Source organism: Bartonella sp. B12(2025) (genome assembly GCF_053795135.1).
On the sequence record NZ_CP200031.1, the window covers coordinates 1,451,226 to 1,475,408 of the forward strand.

General features: G+C 38.6%; 14 protein-coding genes. 5 read left to right on the top strand and 9 right to left on the bottom strand.

The window, feature by feature from the left end:
* Positions 1-359: 359 nt before the first annotated feature.
* From V3564_RS06500 to V3564_RS06520, 5 genes are all read left to right on the top strand, one after another.
* On the top strand, positions 360-860 hold the full coding sequence (locus V3564_RS06500) for an invasion associated locus B family protein (protein ID WP_455481472.1): 501 nt from the start codon (positions 360-362) through the stop codon (positions 858-860).
* A gap of 44 nt (positions 861-904) precedes the next feature.
* Positions 905-2,134, top strand: a complete 1,230-nt coding sequence (gene rlmN / locus V3564_RS06505; RefSeq protein WP_455480758.1) for a 23S rRNA (adenine(2503)-C(2))-methyltransferase RlmN — start codon at positions 905-907, stop codon at positions 2,132-2,134.
* Positions 2,135-2,874: 740 nt separating this feature from the next.
* Complete coding sequence (locus V3564_RS06510) at positions 2,875-3,105, top strand: hypothetical protein (RefSeq protein ID WP_455480759.1); 231 nt, start codon at positions 2,875-2,877, stop codon at positions 3,103-3,105.
* 602 nt (positions 3,106-3,707) lie between these two features.
* Entirely contained in the window at positions 3,708-5,369 is a 1,662-nt protein-coding gene (locus tag V3564_RS06515; protein ID WP_455481473.1) for a lysine--tRNA ligase, read from the top strand.
* Positions 5,369-6,946, top strand: a complete 1,578-nt coding sequence (locus V3564_RS06520; protein ID WP_455480760.1) for a peptide chain release factor 3 — start codon at positions 5,369-5,371, stop codon at positions 6,944-6,946. Before V3564_RS06515 ends, V3564_RS06520 begins: the two co-directional genes overlap by 1 nt.
* A 100-nt stretch (positions 6,947-7,046) precedes the next feature.
* On the opposite strand, the gene trxA is transcribed toward V3564_RS06520, so the two are convergent.
* The 9 genes from trxA to accD all read right to left on the bottom strand — a co-directional run bounded on the left by trxA (position 7,047) and on the right by accD (position 23,757).
* Positions 7,047-7,370, bottom strand: a complete 324-nt coding sequence (trxA, locus tag V3564_RS06525) for a thioredoxin (RefSeq protein ID WP_455480761.1) — start codon at positions 7,368-7,370, stop codon at positions 7,047-7,049.
* Between the two features lie 107 nt (positions 7,371-7,477).
* Entirely contained in the window at positions 7,478-10,957 is a 3,480-nt protein-coding gene (gene addA / locus V3564_RS06530; RefSeq protein ID WP_455480762.1) for a double-strand break repair helicase AddA, read from the bottom strand.
* The gene (gene addB / locus V3564_RS06535; protein ID WP_455480763.1) at positions 10,954-14,070 is read right to left on the bottom strand and encodes a double-strand break repair protein AddB; all 3,117 of its coding nucleotides are present in this window, start codon (positions 14,068-14,070) and stop codon (positions 10,954-10,956) included. Before addB ends, addA begins: the two co-directional genes overlap by 4 nt.
* A gap of 568 nt (positions 14,071-14,638) precedes the next feature.
* The gene (tsaE, locus tag V3564_RS06540) at positions 14,639-16,132 is read right to left on the bottom strand and encodes a tRNA (adenosine(37)-N6)-threonylcarbamoyltransferase complex ATPase subunit type 1 TsaE (protein WP_455480764.1); all 1,494 of its coding nucleotides are present in this window, start codon (positions 16,130-16,132) and stop codon (positions 14,639-14,641) included.
* Between the two features lie 54 nt (positions 16,133-16,186).
* The gene (locus V3564_RS06545) at positions 16,187-18,652 is read right to left on the bottom strand and encodes a PAS-domain containing protein (RefSeq protein ID WP_455480765.1); all 2,466 of its coding nucleotides are present in this window, start codon (positions 18,650-18,652) and stop codon (positions 16,187-16,189) included.
* A 39-nt stretch (positions 18,653-18,691) separates the two neighbouring features.
* On the bottom strand, positions 18,692-20,089 hold the full coding sequence (gene ahcY, locus V3564_RS06550) for an adenosylhomocysteinase (protein ID WP_455480766.1): 1,398 nt from the start codon (positions 20,087-20,089) through the stop codon (positions 18,692-18,694).
* 382 nt (positions 20,090-20,471) lie between these two features.
* Positions 20,472-21,470 (bottom strand): complex I NDUFA9 subunit family protein, encoded by a 999-nt coding sequence (locus tag V3564_RS06555; protein WP_455480767.1) that lies wholly within the window; start codon positions 21,468-21,470, stop codon positions 20,472-20,474.
* A gap of 43 nt (positions 21,471-21,513) precedes the next feature.
* Positions 21,514-22,833: a bifunctional folylpolyglutamate synthase/dihydrofolate synthase gene (locus tag V3564_RS06560; protein ID WP_455480768.1), complete on the bottom strand. Its 1,320-nt coding sequence runs from the start codon at positions 22,831-22,833 to the stop codon at positions 21,514-21,516.
* Positions 22,834-22,836: 3 nt separating this feature from the next.
* The gene (gene accD / locus V3564_RS06565; protein WP_455480769.1) at positions 22,837-23,757 is read right to left on the bottom strand and encodes an acetyl-CoA carboxylase, carboxyltransferase subunit beta; all 921 of its coding nucleotides are present in this window, start codon (positions 23,755-23,757) and stop codon (positions 22,837-22,839) included.
* Positions 23,758-24,183 lie beyond the last annotated feature (426 nt).

Here is a 24,183-nt window from a genome sequence, read left to right on the forward strand (position 1 = left end):
TTAAAGATTTTGCAACAAATTGACCGTGGTAAAAGAGTGTGGTTTTCTTAACAGGGTGATGGTATATTTATACTCTGTTTTGAGGTTTTATTGCTTAAAGAGATAGGTTTTATACGAAAAACGAAGCTCGTAGGATAAAATCAAAATATTGTTTTTTTAAGTTTTAAATTTGGTTATTGAATAAAAAATTCATTTTTTAGTAACAACTATAAGGTCACAATTGAATGTAAGAATTCGTCCTGATTGACGTGAAAATATTTCGTTTGTTTTAAAAAATTATGACAACTACACTAAAGCATTGATGAACTTTTCTAATGCAGAGAATCTTGTTAGAGACTAAAGAAGTGAGTTAAATGAAGATGTTTGAAAAGACTGTTATTGCTGCATCTCTGGTTCTGGGTACTGCCGGAGCGGTGTGTGCACAAACACCAAGCCGTTTAAATCAATTTGAGGCGTGGGGAGCTTATTCTTATGAATCGCCAAAAAATACAATTTGTTATGTGTTGTCGGTACCTTTGAAGTCCCTTCCAACGACGGTTAATCATGGTGACAATTTCTTTTTGGTTACCAAGCGTTCTCATTCGCCTGTTTCGTTTGAACCACAATTCATGGCGGGATATAAATTTAAAGAAGGGTCAAAAGTTATTGTAACCATTGGAAGTAAGGAATATGATTTTTTCACGAAGGATTCCTCAGCTTGGTTAGCATCATCAGCGCTAGAAGAGCAACTTGTTGCTGCTATGCGTGCTGGGATAAATATGACAGTAAAAGCTATCTCAAAACGAGGAACTCATACCACCTATACTTATTCCTTAAGAGGAATCACTGCCGCATTAAATGCAGTTCAGAATTGCCATTAAGGTCTCTGTAACTCTAAAATAGTTATATAAAAAATTGGAAAATAATGGCCGTTTCATATGATTTTAGACCAGTTGTTTCATATCCAGCACGAGAATCAGATAATGTTGTCGTGAAAGAAAAATCTAAGCTATCTTTAATTGGCTTATTGCAAGATGAAATGATTCAAGCTTTAAAGACTGTTGGCGTGCCAGAACGTCAAGTGCGTATGCGTGTACGTCAGCTCTGGCATTGGCTTTATGTACGTGGCGTTTCAAATTTTGATGAGATGCTGAATATTTCTAAACCAATGCAAGAAGTTCTTAAAAGTCACTTTTCTATTGCTCGTCCGGAAATTGTTGAAGAGCAAATATCAAAAGATGGCACGCGTAAATGGCTTTTACGTTTTCCTGCTCGTAGGGCTGGAAGGCCTGTTGAAATTGAAACGGTTTATATACCGGAAGAAGGGCGTGGCACCTTGTGTCTCTCATCTCAGGTAGGGTGTACGTTAACCTGTTCTTTTTGCCATACGGGAACGCAGGTACTTGTCCGTAATCTGACAGCGGAAGAGATTTTAGCACAATTATTGGTTGCACGTGATCGTTTGGGTGATTTTCCCGATAGAAATACTCCTGATGGGGCAATTGTTCCAGTTGAAGGGCGCAAAATTACCAATATCGTTATGATGGGGATGGGGGAACCACTTTATAATTTTGAAGCAGTTAAAAAAGCTTTATTGATTGCTTCTGATGGAGATGGGCTTTCTTTATCAAAACGTCGGATTACACTTTCAACTAGTGGGATTGTCCCTGGAATTATCCGAACCGGAAAAGAAATTGGTGTTATGTTGGCGATTTCACTTCATGCAGTGCACGATACACTGCGGGATGTGCTTGTTCCAATCAATAAAAAATATCCGCTTGCTCTGTTAATGGATGCTTGCCGTAATTATCCTGGTCTTTCCAATGCAAAGCGAATTACATTTGAATACGTTATGCTGAAAGATATAAATGACAGTTTGGATGATGCTAAGCGATTGATTCAATTACTGAAAGGGATTCCTGCGAAGATCAATTTGATCCCTTTTAATCCATGGACGGGAAGCAATTATCAATGTTCTGATTGGGAACAAATTGAGCGTTTTGCTGATGTGATTAATCAAGCAGGCTATGCTTCACCTATTAGGATACCGCGCGGGCGCGATATTTTGGCTGCTTGTGGCCAACTGAAGTCGGCTTCAGAGCGTCTACGAAAATCTGAACGTTTTCAACTTGAATATGGAGTTGGCAACGAATAACTTTAATCTTTAGTGATAAAAAGATGTAAAGCAAAACCCGTATAAATGCTGGCCATAAACCAATCCAAAAAGCAGATATAAGAGGGGGATTGCTTAGGGTTTTGAATAAACTTATGAGTTTATAAAGGCCATGAAAGTTGCAGTTGACAAAGAAATAGGGGTATAAAAAAGCCTTTAAATGGGCAATTGCTGTGTATCCATGGGATCATTAACCTGAATAAGTTGTGGCAAGAAAGTTACGTTGAAGAGAATAATTTTAAGATTGAAAAGATCAATTCTAATATCGGAAAAATAATTATGTCTAAAGTTTTGGCACTTCTGAGATGTCTGTTTAAGAGAAAATGCTGAGTGTTTATGTAATGCTTGCAAAGAAAGTCATAAAAGATAAAAAGCCCTCACAATTTTGAGGAGAAAAAGGCGCATAGTGAAGCAAAAAGAAGCGTCGATAAACTGAGTGCTACAGCAGTAATCTGAATATGGCAAACCCATTGCATTTCTGAAAACACACATAATCTCCAGCTTTTCGGTTGATGCAAGTTTATTGTGTTCATCATCAGAAAGGAAAATTTTGCAAGATTTGGCTATTACTGCTCCTGAATATGTACATATGCGTGCTCTTTCGTTGGAAGTTGCTTCAAATTAGGCAAGTGGAATCGCTATTGTCTTTTAAAAATGCGGTGCCATCTTGAACAATGGGAAAAGTTTATTTCCTACGAGTTTACTTCCTGGACTGAATAGTTATGGATGTAGCAAGGGTGTCGGCTGATTTGATAGAAAATTGTTTTATCTCTATGAAATCACGTGGCATTTATGAGACAGCAAGAAAAATCATTCTCTTTGATGTTTATCGTGCGATGGAATTTTTGATATTGGTTCAAGGAGCTGCTCATTTAAAAGATGAATTAGTGCTGTGTTATGTAAAATTTATTTATTACAGCTTTTGGTTTTTGTCTGGGCGTAAAATGTTGTAAGTTGCTATTGATTTATCCCAAAAAGATGTTGAAGGGCGTCAAAGCAAAAAGCTGCATTATTCCAGTAAATTGGTAACTTTTAGGATGATAAAGAGCTTATAATCAAAAAAACGTTGTCAGCTTTATTAAATTAAACACTTTGCGTTTGCGCATATGAATAGTAACAATAACAGCGCGGTTGGCAGAGTGTAAATAAACAACCCTATAAAACCACTCTTACAGTATAATAAAAAGTTTTTTTGTATAAAACGTTTAATCTTGTATTTTTTTAACTTATTGGTGTTGATAAAGAAGTTATTTGTCCAATTTTTAGTTCAATACTAGAGGATTTTTTTTCTTGCTGATAAATGTAGTAAGCAAAACCAAGAATGATAGCGATTAAAACGCTAATAATTAAAATGAGAAAATTACGATTCATAATACTTATACTTCATTGATATAAACTTAAAAGAAAATACAACAGAAAGAATAGAGCAGATACTGATCGTAACAAGAGCGCAATAAGAAGATTTTTTGTATCTTTTAGCTCGCTATTATTGACGAATAAATTCAAGAACCATACACCATACCGTTAAAGAGTTTAATTTTTTAGGATAAAGATGATGATGCGTGATCAATGTGATGCCTTTAGCCTTATGCCAGAGTTAAAAGAAGTGGCTGTTCAATCAAAAGCTTGGCCATTTGAAGAAGCACGTAAAATTATCAAACGATATGAAAAAACAGGTTATCCAGAAATTGTAATATTTGAAACAGGCTACGGGCCTTCTGGTTTGCCGCATATTGGAACTTTTGGGGAAGTTGCTCGGACAACTATGGTGCGTCACGCATTTCATATTTTAACCGAGAATAAAGTAAAAACAAAGCTTCTTTGCTTTTCTGATGATGTAGACGGTTTGCGTAAAGTTCCTGAGAATGTGCCTGATCGCGAAAAAATGGCAAAATATCTTGGTCAGCCACTTAGCCGTGTACCAAACCCTTTTGGAGATGCTTATCCTTCTTTTGGAGCCGCAAATAACGCACGCTTGCGTGCTTTTTTGGATCGTTTTGGTTTTGATTATGAATTTGCAAGTTCCACGGACTATTACAATTCTGGTCGTTTTGATGAAGCACTTATGAAAATACTTTCCTGTTATGACAAAGTGATGGCAATTGTTCTGCCAACATTGGGTGAAGAACGGCGGGCTACTTATTCACCCTTTTTGCCTATTTCTCCCTTTTCTGGGAAGGTATTACAGGTACCAATGACTGCTTGTAATGCTCAAAAAGGCACAATCACTTACATTGAACCTGAAACAGGAGAAACTATTGAAACCGAGGTTACAGGTGGAAGAGTTAAGTGTCAGTGGAAGGTGGACTGGGCAATGCGCTGGAAGGCACTTGGGGTCGATTATGAAATGGCGGGAAAAGATCTCATTGATTCCACAAATCTTTCTTCTAAAATTTGCAAAGTACTTGATGGAAATCCACCAGAAGGATTTAATTATGAGCTCTTTTTGGATGATAAGGGGCAGAAAATTTCTAAATCCAAGGGAAATGGCTTAACCATTGATGAGTGGTTAACTTATGCACCAACAGAGAGTTTGGGGCTTTATATGTTTTTAAAGCCGAAGACAGCAAAGCGGCTTTATTTTGATGTCATTCCAAAAGCTGTTGATGAATATTATGCACATCTTTCAGCCTATGGTCGTCAGAAATGGAAAGAGCGACTTAATAATCCTGTATGGCATATCCATAATGGCTGTCCTCCACAGATTAATTTGCCGGTATCTTTTGCTATGCTGTTGAATTTAGTGAGCGCTTCAAATGCGGAGAATGAGCAAGTTCTTTGGGGCTTTATTTCTCGCTATGCTAAAGATGTAAATGCACAAACTTATCCAGAACTTGATCAGTTGGTAAAATTTGCCATTAAATATTTTGATGTTTTTGTAAAACCAAACAAAAAATTTCGAAATCCTGATGAAATTGAGCGCTCAACACTGGTGAATATCGATGCAAAATTAGCAAGTTTGCCTGAAAATGCTGATGAAAATACACTTCAAAATGCGCTTCTTGATGTTGCTCGTTTAATAGAACGTTATCAAGATCATAGCAGAAAAAGTCCTGAAGGGGGGCCTGGTGTTTCAAATGTTTTTTTTCAAATGTTGTATGAGGTTCTTTTAGGGCAAGAGCGAGGACCGCGGTTAGGGTCATTTATTGCGCTTTATGGAGTTAATGAAATGCGTGCACTCATTGCTGAAACGCTTGCGCGGCCTGTGGGGGAATAATGGAAAAGAGAGCGCAAGAAGTAAAGCGGCGTCGCACATTTGCTATTATTGCTCACCCTGATGCGGGGAAAACAACGCTAACAGAAAAACTTTTGTTGTTTGGTGGTGCTATTCAGCTTGCTGGTGAGGTAAAGGCAAAAAAAGACCGTATTCAAACTCGCTCTGACTGGATGAATATTGAACGTGATCGCGGTATTTCTGTTGTAACATCAGTGATGACGTTTGAATATGAAAATCACATCTTTAATTTATTAGATACTCCAGGCCACGAGGATTTTGCGGATGATACGTATCGCACTCTCACGGCTGTTGATAGTGCTATTATGGTACTGGATGGTGCACGCGGAATTGAGCCTCGAACACTAAAATTATTTGAAGTGTGTCGAATGCGGGATATCCCTATTGTGACTTTTGTGAATAAAATGGATCGTGAAGCATGTGATCCTTTAGAAATTTTAGATGAAATTGAAGAAAAGCTCGCGCTTGATACTGCACCAATTACATGGCCTATTGGTGCGGGAAAGAACTTTGTTGGAACCTTGGATATTCACCATGATCGTTTTCGTCAACGAGATGATGAAGTAACGCAACAGATGGTTTCTGGACCCGATGAGGTCGCAAATTTGCTTCCTGAAAACCAGCGCGCATCTTTTATTGAAGGCGTAAACCTTGCCCGCACTGCTTGTAAAAATTTTGATCTTCAAGCTTTTCGTGAAGGACATATGACACCAGTCTATTTTGGTTCTGCCTTACGAAATTTTGGTGTCCGTGATTTGATCAACGCGTTAGTCGATTTTGGTCCAAGTCCCCGTGATCAGGTAGCAGATCAACGCAATGTTGTGGCTACTGAACCTAAAATGACAGGATTTGTTTTTAAAATTCAAGCCAATATGGATCCCAATCATCGTGATCGTATTGCATTCTTTCGGGTGTGTTCTGGAACACTTGAGCGTGGTATGAAGATAAAATTAGTACGGACAGGAAGACCGATGACACTTTCAACGCCACAATTTTTCTTCGCGCGTTCACGTCAAATTGTCGATCAAGCCTATGCTGGCGATATAGTCGGCATTCCAAATCACGGAACTTTGCGTATTGGAGATGCTCTCACAGAGGGAGAAGATATTTTCTTTAAGGGGATGCCTAATTTTGCGCCAGAAATTTTGCGTCGTGTTTGTTTAGCCGATCCGATGAAAGCAAAAAAACTTAAAGAAGCTTTGCAACAAATGGCTGAAGAAGGGGTTGTACAATTATTTACCCCCGATGATGGATCTCCTGCTCTTATTGGTGTTATTGGTGCTTTGCAAATTGATGTTGTAAAGGAACGGCTTAAAGTAGAATATGGTTTGCCAGTGAGCTTTGAATCAACGCGTTTTAGTATATGCCGTTGGATTTTTGCAGAGAGCAAAGATGAGTTGCAAGAGTTTCTGGCCAATCACCGATCTTCTATTGCGCATGATCTAGAAGGTGATCCAGTTTTTTTAGCAGAAAATCATTTTTCATTGAATTATGAAGCAGAACGGGCGCTGAAAATAAAATTTGCAACTTTTAAAGATTATCAAATACGATCTGAATAAAGAGATATCTTTTTTGCGAAAAAAGAATGTTCTTAACAAAGTTAAACAAAAGAGAGAGGAGAGAACCTCTCTTCTTTATAAAAAATCATTATGGGCAGATTTAACGAAGACCGTTTCTAATCCATTCAGAAATGCGTCCTTTAGGAGCGGCACCAACCATATTTGATGAGACAGTTCCATTTTTAAACATCAATAAAGTTGGAATTGAGCGTACTCCATATTTGGTAGCCAATTCTGGATTTTCATCAATATTTATTTTGGCAATTTTAACTTGGGTATGCATTTCTGTCGAAATTTCATCTAAAATCGGAGCAACCATTTTGCAAGGACCACACCACTCTGCCCAAAAATCGACCACAACAGGGGTGGAAGAAGTGAGAACTTCACTTTCGAAGTTGCTATTATCAACTTTTATACATGTCATTGATTTATCCTTTATGTTTACTTCTATACATCGGTATGATGGTGACTTATATCAAGTTATTGTAAAGATAAATTATAGAAAGCTTTTTGGGAAAGAGTTTTCTTGATTTATAAGGCAACTTCACTAAGAAGTACATCGAGTCTTTCAGGGTTAAGTTTAAAAAATTTTGCTTCTTTGCTGTAAATAAGAATGGCTTGGATATCTTTTTCGGGATGAATAGTTTGCAGTAATTTTCGATAAAGAGCCATTTGCAGCAAATAGCGTGGTGTGATAGAAGCTTCATCTTCAGGTGGTGTTCCAGTTTTAAAATCGGCAAAAACAACACTATTTTGTGTGATATATAAACGATCAATTTGACCAGAAACTGCTTGTTCTTTTCCACCAATTTTTACAATGCCCATCAAAGAAACTTCAGCGCGTGAAAGATCAGAGAAAAGAGGTTTGAGATACGGATTATCTAAAATTTGCCAAACATGACGCAGCGCATCTTCTCTTTGGTTCTCATGCCAGTGAGAGGCTTTGGTGTTGAGATAGTTTTGAGCATAATCTTTGCGACTTTGGGGGGCGCAGTCTGGCAGATATTGTAGCAGTCGGTGCACAAGATTTCCATATTCAATAGAAAAAGCTCTGTTGGTATTTTTTTCTCCTAAAACAGGTGAAGTGCTGAGTTGTTTTTGATTAGGGAAGAGAGCAATATCAGATTCAATAGAAAGGCTAGCGATAGAAGGCTTTAACGGTTTTGGTAAAGCGGGTTCTGTTGGTACTTTATGAGAGAAAAAATCGGGCAAAGGTGGGAGCGTTTGACTTTTGTCTGTACAGGTTGTTTCTTGGTTTATGGGTGTAGAAGAAGAAGGTGTGATGCAATAGCGCCAAGCTGTAATATCTTCCGCAGAGTCTTCTATAGGAATTGCGTGCGGTGTGAGAGCTTTTTTTACTAACTGTATCCATGTATTAGGGGAGGTTCGTATACCGTTGTATCCGCAAATAAACAATCGGTCTTCGGCACGTGTCATCCCTACATAAAGAAGACGTCTATATTCTTCTTCTGCACGCTCTTTTAAATGCAAAAGCGCTTTTTCAGAAAGTTTTGTATTAAATTCTGCGTTGGGATGCCAAATAAAACCCTGTTGATCGCTCAATTTTGAATTGCACAAAGGGACGTTAAGCAAGTGTGGTGCATGTTGAGGATGCCAGATTGCACTACCAGGATCAATCAGAAAAACAATCGCAGCTTCCAATCCTTTAGCAGCATGAACAGTCATGATCCGGACTTCTTCGTGATTTTGATCAAGTTCACGTTTAATTTCTGGTTCACTTTCGCTTAATATTTCCAAAAAAGCTTGTAACCCTGGTAAGCCAGTTTTTTGAATAGTAAGTGTGTAATCCATGAAAGCATCAAGCACGTCATTTGCTTCAGATCCTAAGCGAGCCAAAATTTTTTGTCGCCCCTTATCATTGTTAAGAATATGGCTATAAAATTCAAAAACTGGTATTTTATCAACTAAAGCACGATAATCACTTAAATGCTCAAAGGCGTCTTTAAATGGCTTATACGATGGTGCGTGCATACTAAGACTTTGCCAAAGTGATCCTGTACGCTGCGCTGCAAGTTGGTAAAGTTCATCTTCTGTAAGCGCAAAAAGTGGGCTTTTTAAAACACAAGCAAGAGAAAGATCATCTTGTGGCTGTAAAACAAAACGTGCAAGTGCCATTAAATCACGTATACTAATATGATTTGTGAGCTGTAAACGATCAGCACCTGCTACGGGAATACTGCGTAATTTAAGCGCACGGGAAAGGGCAGAAACAAATTGATCACGTTTACGAACTAAGACCATAATATCACTAGCGCGCAATAAACGTCCTTTCGCTGGAAGCATTTCTCCTTTGTGTAGCCAATCTGCAATGGTTTCAGCGATTTTTTCTGCTAAGCGGATTTCAGGTGTATCTAAATGATCAACAGTTAAATGCCAATCATCAGGAAGTTCATTTGTTTCTTTGGAAATAGCATCCCATAAAATAACATCACCAGGGCTATGGACGCGAATAGCTTCGTGCACAGTTTTTGTGTTCTCTGCTGAGAGTCCTTTATAATTTTCCGGTGTTTCAAAGACAAGATCAACGCTTTTTAGAACATCCGCTGTAGAGCGAAAAGAATAATTCAGTTGTACTTTTTCAAATTTCTGTTTCACTTGCTGCGCTTTTTTTTGAATTATTCTTCCATTTGCAGCAAAATTTTCTGGTACAGCACCTTGAAAAGAATAAATGGACTGTTTTTCATCTCCAACAGCAAAAAGAGTACGTATATTTGTGCGTTGACTGTGACCTGTAAAAAACTCTTCGGCTAAAAGTTGAATAATTTTCCATTGCTCAGGATTTGTATCTTGTGCTTCATCAAGCAAAATATGGTCAAGACCGCGATCAAGTTTATATTGCACCCATTGGCTTGCACCTTTACGCTGTAACAAGTGGAGTGTGCGTTCTATAAGGTCATCAAAATCTAACAGGCCGTTGGCCTTTTTCAAATTTGCATAGATTTTAAGATAAATGGCGCAAAGCTGAAAAGCCGCCATATTGAGTTTAACGACTTTTGCGCATTGATATTTATCTAAAAGAACTGCAAGCTGATTTTGTTTATCTTCAATCTCTTTTTGAATAAAAGGCAAAGTTGCATCTGACTTTTTAGAAGATAAACGTGAGAAATTACGGGGTTTACCCTCCGTTGTAAAATAAATATTTGAAATAATATTAATAATGTTTATTGCATCAGAGGCGACAGCTAGTTGGGAAAATTGTGCGATTACATTTTCAGCACTTTTGTTGCCATAGGTTTGATAGTGTTTAAGAGCATGGGGAGATAGCAAGGCTGTTTGTTGAATTTTTTTCAACAGTAGTTGATGCGTTTCATCGTCCGCTAAATTAAAAAGCGCACGCAGCTCTTTTTCTCCATTTTCAGACAGAATAAAAGTTAAAAAATGAGACAGTTTATGTTGCTTTTGGGTTGCTTCATCTAACAATTGAGAAAAAGCACTTTCACTGATAACTTCAAGAAGTTGTTTCAAAACTGACTGTGCATCATTGCGCGTTAAAAGTTGGCGGCGAGCTTCTTGTAATAATTTTTTTTGATTAATATCATCAAGGAGCTCAAAATGCCCAGCAATATTGGCTTCCAACATAAATTGATGCAACAAAGATTCACAAAATGCATGAATCGTTTGAATTTTTAAGCCCCCAGGTGTTTCGAGAGCATGAGCAAAGAGTTGGCGTGCTAAGGTTAGTTTCTGCGCGTTAGCAGGTTTGTTTTCAAGACGCGATAAAGTGGCTTGGAGCTCTTCATCATTAAGTTCATTCCAACTGGAAAGTGTACGAAAAATCCGCGACTGCATAACAGCGGCAGCTGCCTTTGTATAAGTAAGGCATAAAATGCGTGCTGGAGGAGTGCCGTTTAAAAGCAAACGGATGACGCGCTCACTTAGAACGTGTGTTTTTCCAGATCCTGCATTTGCAGAAACCCATACGTTTGTTTTCGGGTGAGTTGCTGTTGCTTGTGCATCAAGAGCCGCTTCAGGAATGGAAAAAAAAGTCATGATTGATCTTCCTTATGAGAACCACTTGACCACTCCCATAGCCGTGCCAAATGATCATAGTCGCTTTCATATGGCTTTTGTAAGGGAACGGCGTGTGAAAGGTAGCCTTGTTGTGGATTTTGGTAATATTCCATTAATGAAATAAGATGTTCCCATGCTTTTTCGCCGAGATTGATTGCATTTTTCTGATCTTTTGCTTCTTTGTCTGAAAGAACTGATTGAGATTTTATTTCCCCTTTTTTATTAAGGGGGATGTAAAATAAATTTGACAGGGTAAAATCCTGAAAACCTGTAAAGGCTCCTTGCATTAACAAAGCTGTTTCTAATGCTAATTGTGGAAAAAGTAAGTTTCGAACTTGTTTTGATGAGGGGGGCGTATTGGTTTTAAAATCAAGAATTTCAACTATTTTTCCTGGCAAAACATCAATACGGTCAGCACGCCCTGAAAGAGTTACACCTGTTGTGCCTATGGGTATTTTTTTAGATGTTACTTCGACATATCGTTCTCGGAATCCAAGGTTTCTTTCCCATTGGATAAAAAATGGAGCAAAATTTTCAAAAATGGTCCACCAAATTGCTTCAGTATCGCAAGACAAATTTAATTTATTAAACTCTTCACGTCCAATAGCCAAAAGTGCATCTAATGCGTTTGTAGCATTGGGATTTTTTATTTTTGTGCAAAAAGCAGCAAGAATAGCATGATAAAGCGTTCCGCGTTCAGCAGAAGAAGGGTCATGAATGAGAGCTTTAAGCGGTTTGAGACGTAGAATTTTTTTTGCATAAATGGCATAGGGGTCATATCGTAGCGTTTCTATTTCAGTAACCGAAAAATGGCGTGGACGTATTTCAAGGGGTGGGACAGGGCAAGGGCGCTGCGCGTGAGCAATGAGTTTTGTACTGTCAAGTGTTTTTGCCCAATGAAGCAAAATTTCACCTCGTGTACAGATTTGCTTCCAAACCTGTTTTCCTACAACCGTTTCTAGGCGTTGTAGCCAACGTGAAGGGATAGAAGGAGCATGATTGACCCGTTTAGCTCGACTCATCACAACTTTATTCATTCCCATAGCCCATTGAAAATCATGTGCAGAAAGGCCAATGCGGTGTTCTGGTGGTTCAAGAGTTAGCATCATTTTCATTGGTCGTGATAAAAAGGCATCATTGCGGGTTGTTATAGGCCATGATCCCTCATTAAGACCACCGATAATTATTGTATCAACGGTTTGCAAACGTGATTCTAAAGCACCCCAGATGAACAATCGTGGATGTCCTCCAGGAGGAGGCGTTACGGAACGGGTTGCTATAAGAGCTGAAAACATAGCAGGCCATTCGTGCAGATGAAATTTTAATCCTGATTGATCACTCACCAATTCACACAAAAAAGTTGATAAGGCTTGCCCCGCTTCATTTTCATAAAGATTGACAAGAGAATTGTTTTCATTACATCCAAAATTTTCAAAAACCTCAACAGTTGCTATTGCTGCTTCATTGATGGTGCATTCCTTTTGTTGTTTCATGAGAGATGTTAAAGGTTTAACAGCTTTAACTAAGAGATGACAAAGTAGGCGTGCTTCTTCGCTTTTGTGTTGATCAAAGGTGTTGTTACTATTGTGGAGATGTGTTTTTACCCATGTTTCAAAAAATTGATCACACTCGCAAATATTGATACGGCCAGTGCTTCCACGAAGAACAAAGAGTTCAAAATTTTCTACCATTTTGCGGAAGTGATGACGATTTTGTCCAAGTGTTGTGAGTGGATGTTTGAGGAGGGAAAGAAAAGCAATTGGATCATTAGGTTGAAAGATACTTTCTAAAAGAAGCCGTAACAGGGTTGAAGGTAGTGTTTGCGCAAGAGGTATTCCTCCTGAATCATTTGCTTCAATTCCAAATCTCTGTAATTCCGCTACAACTCGACGTGCTAAATTACGATCATTTGTAATAAGAGCTGCGGTTTTTTTAGGCTCTTCAATAGCATTGCGTAATGCAACAGCAATAGTAAGAGCTTCTTCTCTCTCATTTATGGCTTCAATGAGTGACCAATTTGCACAAAGGTTTTCATAATCATCGCGTACAATTTGTGCCCACAGATCTGTTGTAGAGACTGGCCGGAATGCTTCTGATAAGAGAGCTGAACGTCTTTTTTGTGTCGCACTTTGTTGTCCAATTTCGCGAACATGAATGCGGGAACATTTCATGAGAGATAAAAGTTTTTTTAAATGATATTGAGGATGGCTAAAGACATTGTCTGCATGATCGGAAAAATCAGAAGTTGTTTTTTTCTCATTGGTTGAGCCTAATGCATTCCATTGTGCTTCATCCATATGAAGATCAAGACCTGGAAGAACAACGGCTCCTTTTGGTAGATAGGAAATGACCTTTAAAAGCTGTGCTACTGCGGGAATAGAGCCCGTTGCACCGGCAGCAATAATAGGTTTACTGGGGTTTGTGCGGCATAAAGTTTCCGCGTGTATTTTGAGTATTGTATTGCGCCATAAAACCGGATCGCTTCGTTGTTTTTCTTGTAAAATTTGCGGCCAGCTCTGGGTAACGATAGTGAGAAAATTAAGTGTTATTTGCCACCATTCAGCAACCATGTCAGGTGCAATTTCTTTAAGCTTTGACCAATCTGCTGCTTTGGTTTCAATTTCATCCATCAATTGCGCTAAATCTTGAGCAAGCCAAATTGCATCCGCAGTGTGAGCAGGAATAAGAACATCTTCCGTACCAAACATGGCACGCAGATGGTCAGGCAAATTTTCACGCCAAAAACGAATGAGGCGCGCTAAAAGCAGAAGGCGTTCACTTTCTCCAATAGGAGGGTTTAGGGCGCTGGTATGGTTTTCGATAAAAAGGAAGCTATTTTCGTCTAGATCTCCTAAGGGGCGAATGGTCGGCAAAAAGGTTGATTTCTTGTCACTTCTTTCAGAAAAAGCTACACGCAAAGCGCGAGCAGCACGGCGTGTTGGAACATAAATAATAGTATCGGTAAGAGCAGTTTGGATATCTCCATTTGGCGCAAAGTTATCAATAAGAGCACCAGAAAGCAGTGCATCAACAAAGTGAGGTAAAAAAGCAGTTCCTGAAGAAATAGAAAAAACACGTGGTTTATGGGTCATGTTGTCTCGTTTGAGATTCGTGGAAAATATTTCATCTTATTGATTGTTTACATTGTTTCTACTGTAATAAAGTTTTTATGAAAGGAAAAAGTAAAAAGAAATATCTGTGCATTAGAATTTTGGCTTTGGCTTATAAAAAATATTAAGATACATCATATAACTTGACATTGCACAGAAATATAAAAAAACTTTCTGATACTTTTCAGAAAAAAATTGGCTACGGTTTATTGTATAGTTCAAATAGGCAATATAAGGAGCAAATGCTAAGTTTTAAAAGGCTTGAGATTTGCAAGCATATTGGAAATTATTGAATAGTAATAAACAAGGGACTTACCGTGCCGTTTATATGCTGTGTGGTGCAATATGAAAATGTTCTTTACATACTACATCGTTTTCATAAGAAATCAGCTCGTAACATTGCAATACTTAAGCAGCTGATTTTGTAAGTAATATCCGTTAATTTTCATCGAATTTTTTGGAAAATAAACAGTTATGTACTTATTTAATATTCTGCAGCAATGGATTGCTTTTGTGAAAAAAGTTTTGCAGAAATTTATAGTGAAGACATTTATCCTGCTTTTGAAAGGAGACCCATTTCTTGATAAAAGCTTTGTAAAGGCGCAAGCATTGGATGTGAAAGATTCCGAGCAAGATAATCTTGCATATGAGGTAGATATTTAAGATAAGATGATTTTCCATCGCGCTGGTGAAGGCGTACAAAAACCCCTAGAATCTTCGAAGCTCGTTGGGCACCTGCAAAGGCATAAAGTTTCCGTAGTTCGCCTTCATCAAAAGGTCGTGGCGCTTGATGGCGTGCATTGCAATAGGCGTCAAGAATTTTTGCTTCAAGTGTTTTTGGAATAAACAGGCGTGCATCTTGTGCTAAAGAGACGAGGTCATAGGCTGTAGGGCCTTTTAAGCCATCTTGAAAATCGAGTAGACCAATGCGGGCTCTTCCTTCTTTATGTGCACGCCAAAGAATATTGGGTGAATGATAATCACGCATAACAAAGGTATTTTCTCCTTTGGTTAGGCTATCAAGATAGGGTTTCCAACAAGTGAAAAAAGCTTTACGCTGTTTTTGATCCAAGGTTTTTTGTGTTTGAAAGGGTAAATACCAGTCTAGCAATAAAGAGAGTTCTGTTTGTAGTGCTTGGCAATCATAGGAGGGAATTTGAAGCAAAAATGTTGCAAATTGTTTTTCGGAAGGCCACGATTTTTGGTGGAAGGAAGCAAGCAATTCGCTACAGGCGATGTAACGTTCTTCCATAGGATTACCGCTTTGGTCTAAAAGTCCTTCACATCCAAAATCTTCTAAAATCAAAAGACCTTTTTCAAAATCTGCGACGAAGATATGAGGAGCAGAAAATCCACTGTCTAAAATGAGCTGATTAATTCCTACAAATTGACGGATATCTTTTGCTAGGTGTGCCATTGTTACGTAAGAAAGATCTTCTTTTTGTTCCATCTGCATGGTTAGTGCATCCATGAGAACTTCTTGATGTTGCCCATCATCTAGAAGTTCATAGGTGCGTGCGGAAGCATCACCAGCCAAAAAACGACGATGAACGTGACCGCGTTCATGAGTTTTTAAAAATGCGCGAATTGCAAAAGATCGCTGGAGGTGTTCAGTAGAGTGTTGTGCTGATGTGAGCGTCACATAACGTCCACAATCTTCATATTGTAAAGTGAGTGCAAAGGTAGCTGGTCCTAAAAGATCAGCACCTTTTTCTGGCCATTCAATGAGTAAAATGCCTTTTTCACGTGCTTCATAAAGGCCTAATTCATCAATTTCTTCTGCCATAGAAAGGCGATAAAGATCGGCATGAATAATTTCAAATTGTGGAAGTTGATAGCTTTGAGTAAGAGTGAAAGTAGGACTTGGGACATCAAGAGTATTATCGTTGGCAAGTGTGTGGATGATTGTACGTGCGATGGTTGATTTTCCTGTTCCAAGATCGCCTTGCAGCGTCACAAGATCACCCGGTCTTAAAGAAAGAGCTAAATCTTGCGCAAAAAGCCTCGTTGCTTCTTCATTTTCAAGAAAAAAACTAAAATGCATTAAAAGTTCCATGAAATGGATAAGAAAAGATTTTGTAATAATAAAAAGATAGGGTTAAAAGATCTTATCTCCTTTGGAAATCGGGAAAAAGCATTTAACCGTTGTTCCTTGTCCTGTACCAGTAAAAATTTCAACGTATCCACCATGAAGTTCAACAAAGCTTTTAACAAGTGAAAGACCAAGACCCGCTCCCGCACGTCCACCATGATGTGAATGGGAAGAGAAACGTTTGAAAATACGATCAAGGATATCTTCTGGAATATCGGATCCTTCATTGTGAACACTGAAAATGATGTTATCATTTTGTTCGTCGGCACAAAATTCAATCGTGCTTGCTTCCGTTGCGAAATTAATAGCATTACTAAGTATGTTCACAAAGATTTGATGTAAACGTGTTGCATCAGCAGAAATAAAATTTAAGGAAGGAGAAATTTGTTGTAAAAGCGTAATATAACGTCCGTTAAGGCGCTCTTCTACACGTGTTACTGCCTGCACCATAGCATCGGCAATATTAATCGATTGTATGTCCAGCTCCATGATGCCTGCATCAAGTGTTGCAAGGTCAAGAATATCATTAACAATATTCAAAAGGGTACCTGATTCTGAATGAATATGCTCAAGATATTCCTGTTGACGTTCATTGATAGAGCCAAAAATTTGATCGCGTAAAATATCGGAAAATCCAATAATATTAGTGAGAGGTGTACGCAATTCATAGGAAACATGTTGGACAAATTCATTGCGCAAACGATCGGCACTCTCTAAAGCTTCATTTTTTTCTTGAAGAGCACGCGCGACATGAACAGTGTCCGTAACGTTAACAAAAGTAAGCATTGTTTGTCCATTGGGAAGCGGAACCAATGTATAGTCAATAATCATTCCATTTATGAGATCCATACGACCTGAATGTGTGTCACGTTTTTCAACAAACCCCGTAATGAATTTGCAAAACTGATCCCATTCTTTCCCTACAGTTAAGTTTGAGCAATGGCTTTGTAATTGTGTAATATGAGTACCTTCTACTAGTAAATTATAGGGAAGAGACCACAATTTTGATAAGGCTGGATTTGATAAACGAAGGCGTCCATCAGTACCAAAAACTACCACTCCTTCGGAAAGTTTATCAAGTGTCTCACCTTGTATTTTAATGAGTGTATTATAACGTCGTTCAAGATCAATATTTTCTGTCAGATTTTCATAAAGCCAAGTGACGCCTCCTTGTGGGTGAGGGCTGGAAATGACACGCACTGTGCGTCCATCTGTAAGATTCCAAATTTGTTGATTCGATTCTGCTTGCCGATAAGCTTTTAAAAGCTCTTCTTTCCACGTGCGCCAATCAGGGTGCTCACCAATGAACCCTTTTTCACGTAAATGTTCAAGAAGCAATCCATGGCTTGGTCCACTTTCCAGAAAAGAGCTCTCTAACGGCCATAAAACTTTAAAAGCATGGTTGCAGAATTTTAATTTTTGGTTGGTGTCAAAAATTGCTACAGCTGTTGAGATTTGATCAAGTGTTTCACAATGGCTCTGGAGAACGCGTCTCATTTCATTGGAAAGATTTTCATATGCGCTGTCATCACGAGCAAAAGCTGCCATTCCTTCTTCTGTTGTAATACGTGTGAGATGAAAACGGTGCCGTTCTCCATCAATTACTGTATGAACGTGCTCTTGAAAAATTGTTTCTTTTTCATTTGTTTTTGATTGTGTTGTTTCATTGAAAAGATCAATCGCTTCATGGCTATTTTCTTGAAAGCCCGTCATTTCTTTAAAAGCACGATTAATAAAGAAAACTTTCCCTTTACAATCTCGTATCCATACCGGTTCTTGAATACAATCAAGAAGATTACGCTGCATTCTTAGTTCTGTAAGGATTCGGGCTATATCTTTCTGTAAACGAGCGTTTTCACTCTGCTGTGTTGAGATATCTTGAAAACGCGCAATGGCTGCTGTTCCTGCAATTATACCTGTAACTTGTAACAACGTGTTGTTTGTAGTGGTAATAGAAAGTTCAAAGGGGTGACATTTACAACGCAATTGAGTTAATGCATAATCAAGCTCCCTCAGGGAAGTTTCTTCAAGCCAGAGTCTAAAATGCTGGAAATCTTGCTGATTAATTCCTGCTTTTTGCAATGAGGGAATGTTACCAACTACACGTGGTGAGGCTGTTGGGTTTTCCCAAATAAGAAGGTATTGTCCTGTTTCCTCTAGAAGCCATTCATAATGCTTAAGTTTTTCAGAAAAATTTGCTTGAATTATTCTCAAGGATTTCCATGAAACTTTTTTTGCGTACATAATAACTGCCATGCACGTAAGAAGTGAGGCACAGGAAACTCCTCCGCTGAGTGCTAAAATAAGCCATGGACCACTTGGCAAAGTAAAGTGAAATGGTAGATGCATTGTCAATGGCTGAGCAACAGCGCGCGTTGGAGACAAAAGGGAAAGAAGGCAAAAAACATCAATACAGATTTGGATCATTTTTTGAGCTTTTTCTTTGGGGGCATAGTCACCAAAGCTGAGCACAGCGCATTTTCCTTTTTTCTTTTAATCCAAGAAAACGTTTTAATAACGGTAATGATCTGGTTTATAGGGGCCTTGTGGCGTGACTCCAATATATGCAGCTTGTTCTTCTGATAAAATGCTTAATTTTATTCCTAGCCGATCAAGATGAAGGCGTGCAACTTTCTCATCAAGATGTTTGGGCAAAACAGTGACTTCATTTTTATAATTTTCCGCACGGGTAAAAAGTTCAATTTGCGCTAAAACTTGATTAGTGAATGATGCTGACATGACAAAAGAAGGATGACCTGTGGCATTGCCGAGGTTTAGCAAACGCCCCTCAGATAACAAAATTATACGCTTTCCATCGGGAAAGGTTATCATATCCACTTGTGGTTTAATATTTGTCCATGGCAAATTTCTAAGAGCTGATACTTGAATTTCATTGTCAAAATGACCAATGTTTCCGAGGATACACATATCTTTTACTTGTCGCATATGATCCAAGCAGACAACATCTTTATTGCCAGTTGTAGTTATGATAATGTCAGCACTAGAAGCTGCATCCTCTAAGGTAACAACTTCATAACCATCCATGGCGGCTTGAAGTGCACAGATTGGGTCAATTTCTGTCACTTTAACGCGTGCTCCAGCGCCTGAAAGAGACGCTGCTGAACCTTTACCCACATCACCATAACCGCAGATAATGGCTGTTTTGCCAGCTATCATTACGTCTGTTGCGCGGCGGATACCGTCTACTAACGATTCTCTACATCCATATTTATTATCAAACTTTGATTTTGTAACGCTATCATTGACATTAATAGCAGCAAAAGGCAAAAGCCCTTCCTTTTGTAATTGATAAAGACGGTTTATGCCCGTTGTGGTTTCTTCACTTATACCTTTGATTGCTGCGCACTGGCGTGTGAAAAATTCTGGTGTTGCATCCATACGTTTTTGGATTTGTTTGAAAAAAAATTCTTCTTCCTCTGTTTTGGGATGTAACAAAATATCTTTATTTTCTTCTGCACGGCACCCCGTTAAAATGTAGTTTGTAGCATCAGCGCCATCATCCAATATAAGATTGGAGAAGTTGCCATCAGGCCATTGAAAAATTGCATCTATATAAGTCCAATATTCTTCAAGCGTTTCACCTTTAACTGCGAAGACAGGAGTACCTGTAGCCGCAATAGCTGCTGCAGCGTGATCTTGTGTAGAAAAAATATTGCTAGAACTCCACCGCACATCGGCGCCAATTGCTTTTAAGGTTTCAATTAAAACAGCAGTCTGAATGGTCATATGCAATGAACCAGAAATGCGCGCTCCGCGTAAAGGTTGATTAGAGGAAAACTCTTTACGACAAGCCATCAAACCAGGCATTTCTGTTTCGGCAATATCAAGTTCTTTGCGGCCATAGGCAGCAAGCGCGATATCTTTGACAACATAATCTTGAACTGCCATTTTTTTCCTTCAAAATTAATTTTTTTGAAACGGTAGGAGAAATTACAAAAAAATGCAAGTAGTAGAAAGACTTCTTTATATGAAAAATTCTTTTCAAGCTTCGATAAATTTATGCAACAAACACGCAGTTATGTAATATCTAAGTGATGATGTTACTGACAAGATATAGAGAGGGACTCATAAAAACTCTATTGAGTGAAAAAGCTTATCAATATTTGTTGCTTTTTGAACTGTAAGGATGGCAAGGCGGTAAAGGTGGTAAAGAAGACTGTTACGAGATTATGTTTTCTGAAAAAGAGCGAGGAAACAATATAAATTTGCCAACATGGTTACTATTCTTTTTATAAAGTAGAAATCTCATTCGGTTACAAAAGAACGCGTGCTAAGCTGATAAATTTTTGGAAAATTGACCTTGTGGACGGAATCGCCATAGATAACTTGGCAAGATAGCAGGCATTGCTTTGGGAGTAATCCCTATTCCCTCTAAAGTGTATCCATTTTCGATAGCTTCTTGAGAGACAACATTATCCACTTGCAGGAAGCGTATCTGATCAGCCGTTATGAGTGTTGGCAAGAGAGGCAATTTACCTATAATTCCGCAAAGACTGCCAATCAAGAGTCCGGCAGAAAGAGGCACGGATAGAATTGGTTTTTTACGCTGAATGATTTTTAATATATTTTCAAGGATATCCTGAAATGTGAGAATTTGGGGACCACCGAGATCATAGATTTTTCCAGAGACGATCTGTTTTTCTAAAGCACGCACAACAAATTCAGCGATGTCACCAACATATACGGGTTGCAATTTTCTTTGTCCACCTCCAAAAAGGGGCATGATCGGTAAAAAACGTGATAGATTTGCTAAGGTGTTAAAAAAACAATCCTCTGGCCCAAAGATAACTGATGGCCGCATAATAATTGCTTGAGGATGCTTATTATGAACGATTTTCTCACTCATAGATTTGACGCGTGCATAAAGGAATGCGGCGTTTTGGTTGGCTACAAGTGCTGACATATAAATGAGTGGAATATCAGCTTCAGCTGTTAATTCAGAAACATTTTGTGCACCATCAATTTGCGTACTTTTAAAGTTTGATTGGCTTGCTTGTGTTAAGCTACCAGGAAGAAACACCGCACCATCTGCTCCAATCAACGCACGTGCAACAGAGGCGCGATGCTTGATATCAGTTTGAAGCATCTGAGTTTGTCCTACTTCTCCGATTTGTAGCATATAATAAGCTTTTTGCGGACAACGAACAGCGATGCGAACGCGATAACCTCGTTTGGTTAAAGTTTCAACGACATGTCGTCCCACAAAACCAGAGCCGCCAAAAACAGTAATAAGTTTAGGATGTTGATAAAGTGCACAATCAAGTTGCATGACAAAAAAATCTATCTTTCAAAGCTCTATGAATCGCTGACTCCTAACATGGTGGTGTTTTATTGTCACGTAAAATCTCGCCCGCAAGATAAAGGGAACCACCAATAAGGACAAGAGCCTCTCTATGCTCTGAATTAATTCTATGTAAAGCATCGTGTAGATGAGCTTGAGGGTTGGCAAAGAGCCCTACTTTTCGGGCTGATTCAGCTAAAATCTTCGGACAAATGCCTGCATCGTTGTGGACCAATGGAATTGTATACACTTTATCTACAAGGTTGGCTAAAGGACGAAAATAACCGACAGTATCCTTGGTTTTAAGCATGCTAGCGATCATAATAAGAGGACGGTTTGTTTTTTTTCTCCATTGGGTAAGTTCTGCTGCAAGAGCTTTTCCAGCAGCGGGGTTATGGCCACCATCTAGCCATAAATCAATGCTGGGAGAAAGTTGATTAACCAAATGTCCATGAGTAAGATGTTGCATCCGTGCTGGCCAGGAAATATTTTTCAAAGCGTGGCTTATTGCTTGTTCTGAAAGCCGAAAACCTGCTTGATAAACTGCTTCAAGAGACGCTCCAGCATTGGCAATTTGATGGGCTCCAATAAGGTTAGGAAGTGGAAGATCCATGAGACCTTGATTGTTTTGAAATACCATACGTCCATGTTCTGTATAGCTTTGATAGTCTTGGTTAAATAGGGAATAGGGTGCTTTATTTTTATCCGCTAGGCTTACTAAAGTAGAAATGGTTTTCTCATGATTTTGCTTACCGATAACCACTGGAACTGCTGGTTTAATAATTCCCCCTTTTTGAAAAGCGATTTGAGCAATTGTATTTCCAAGAAAGTTCTCGTGATCATAATCAATAGGCATAATAAGAGATAAAGCTGGTTTGTTAATCACGTTTGTGGCATCAAAACGTCCTCCTAATCCAACCTCTAAAATTACAACATCAGCTGGATGTGTACTAAATAGCATAAAGGCTGCTGCTGTGAAAACTTCAAAAATAGTAATCGGTTCTTGACGATTTACTTTTATAACTTCACGAATTACTTCCGCTAGTTGGCTCTCTGTAATAAGTTTGCCGCCTCCTTTTTGACCGAGTCGACAGCGTTCATTCCAGTTGACTAGATGAGGTGAGCTGTATACATGAACGCAATAGCCTGCACTTTCCAAAAGAGCGCGACAAATAGCTGAAGCAGATCCTTTGCCATTTGTTCCAGCAATGTGAATGACAGGTGCAAGCTTTAAATGTGGATTGCCAAGGCGTTCTAAAAGGTGAAGAATACGGCCTAAAGAAAGGTCAAATTTTTTCGGATAGCTTTTCAGTAAATCATCTATCATCCTCTGTACGTGGCTTTTTTCCATAGTTTAAGAAGTTTCTTTTTCAAAAAGCGATGCTTGAGAATTTGTTTGGGATAAATTGGAAGGGCTAACAGCTGCAGGATGTTTCATCATTAAGCGTAGAAGCCGTGCAATGGTAGCTTTCATTTCTAGACGCGATACAACCATGTCAATCATGCCATGTTCGAGTAGATATTCACTACTTTGAAAACCTTCTGGTAAGGTTTCGCGTATAGTTTGCTGAATCACACGTGGTCCTGCAAAACCAATCATAGCACCGGGTTCGGCAATGTGAATATCACCGAGCATGGCGTAGGAAGCAGTAACACCACCGGTAGTTGGATTGGTAAGAACAACAATATAGGGCAGTTTTGCTTCTTTTAGCATTTCAATTGCTACTGTTGTACGGGGCATTTGCATCAATGAGAGTGTTCCTTCTTGCATGCGTGCACCGCCAGAAGCGGAAAAAAGAACTAAAGGGCATTTTTTGGCAATGGCAGTATCGAAAGCTTTGATAATAGCTTCTCCTGAAGCCATACCAAGTGACCCACCCATAAAGGCAAAGTCTTGAACGGTGGCTATGATTGGTAAGCCCTCAATAGTGCCGTGCGCACTTAAGATATTGTCATCAACACCAAGTTTAGAACGATAATCTTTTAACCGGTCAATATAGCGTTTTTCATCGCGAAATTTCAAAGGATCTGTTACAACTTTTGGGTTTTCAAGAGGTGCATAAACACCATCATCAAAAAAATGCATAAGGCGATTTTTAGCGCTTATGCGCATATGGTAACCAGAACTGGGGATTACATATTGATTCATTTCCAGATCTTTATGGAAGACCATCTCACCACTTGTGGGATCTTTAATCCATAGATTATCTGGAATTTCACGGCGCCTCAATATAGAGTTAATTTTAGGACGAACATAATTTGTAATCCAGTTCATCTTTATAGCCTCTCTAAATATTATACACTTTTTGCACGATTCGAAGGAATATAGGACTTAAGTGGTCAGATTCACTTTGCCGGTTGAATAAACGAGTCTATTTAATGCTTTTACTAGTATACGTATAGCTCTAACTCCATTGTCCTTTAATTTCTTTATCTTTCTAAAGCCACAACAATCACTTGCGTTAAGAGTATTTTTTATAACAAACCTCTCAGAAGTTTTAATAACTTATGTTATCTGTCCTTTTGCTTTGATATCAAAATTTATTCTCTGCGCTGGTTTGCAAATTTCTCATTTGTTGCTGATGAAAAACTAACCATTAACACGAACAGTCTTGAAACAAAGAAATCTTAAAATTATAAAACACCAATAAAGCTAAATAGTCCATAAAAACAATGGATGTGACAATGCTATATTAACGAA

What these genes read in the sequence shown, in the direction of transcription:
- accD (WP_455480769.1), bottom strand. Translation starts at nt 23,757, where the DNA reads ATGAACTGGATTACAAATTATGTTCGTCCTAAAATTAACTCTATATTG.
- V3564_RS06510 (WP_455480759.1), top strand. Translation starts at nt 2,875, where the DNA reads ATGGATGTAGCAAGGGTGTCGGCTGATTTGATAGAAAATTGTTTTATC.
- addA (WP_455480762.1), bottom strand. Translation starts at nt 10,957, where the DNA reads ATGACTTTTTTTTCCATTCCTGAAGCGGCTCTTGATGCACAAGCAACA.
- V3564_RS06520 (WP_455480760.1), top strand. Translation starts at nt 5,369, where the DNA reads ATGGAAAAGAGAGCGCAAGAAGTAAAGCGGCGTCGCACATTTGCTATT.
- V3564_RS06555 (WP_455480767.1), bottom strand. Translation starts at nt 21,470, where the DNA reads ATGCAACTTGATTGTGCACTTTATCAACATCCTAAACTTATTACTGTT.
- trxA (WP_455480761.1), bottom strand. Translation starts at nt 7,370, where the DNA reads ATGACATGTATAAAAGTTGATAATAGCAACTTCGAAAGTGAAGTTCTC.
- V3564_RS06515 (WP_455481473.1), top strand. Translation starts at nt 3,708, where the DNA reads ATGATGCGTGATCAATGTGATGCCTTTAGCCTTATGCCAGAGTTAAAA.
- V3564_RS06560 (WP_455480768.1), bottom strand. Translation starts at nt 22,833, where the DNA reads ATGGAAAAAAGCCACGTACAGAGGATGATAGATGATTTACTGAAAAGC.
- ahcY (WP_455480766.1), bottom strand. Translation starts at nt 20,089, where the DNA reads ATGGCAGTTCAAGATTATGTTGTCAAAGATATCGCGCTTGCTGCCTAT.
- V3564_RS06500 (WP_455481472.1), top strand. Translation starts at nt 360, where the DNA reads ATGTTTGAAAAGACTGTTATTGCTGCATCTCTGGTTCTGGGTACTGCC.
- addB (WP_455480763.1), bottom strand. Translation starts at nt 14,070, where the DNA reads ATGACCCATAAACCACGTGTTTTTTCTATTTCTTCAGGAACTGCTTTT.
- tsaE (WP_455480764.1), bottom strand. Translation starts at nt 16,132, where the DNA reads ATGCATTTTAGTTTTTTTCTTGAAAATGAAGAAGCAACGAGGCTTTTT.
- rlmN (WP_455480758.1), top strand. Translation starts at nt 905, where the DNA reads ATGGCCGTTTCATATGATTTTAGACCAGTTGTTTCATATCCAGCACGA.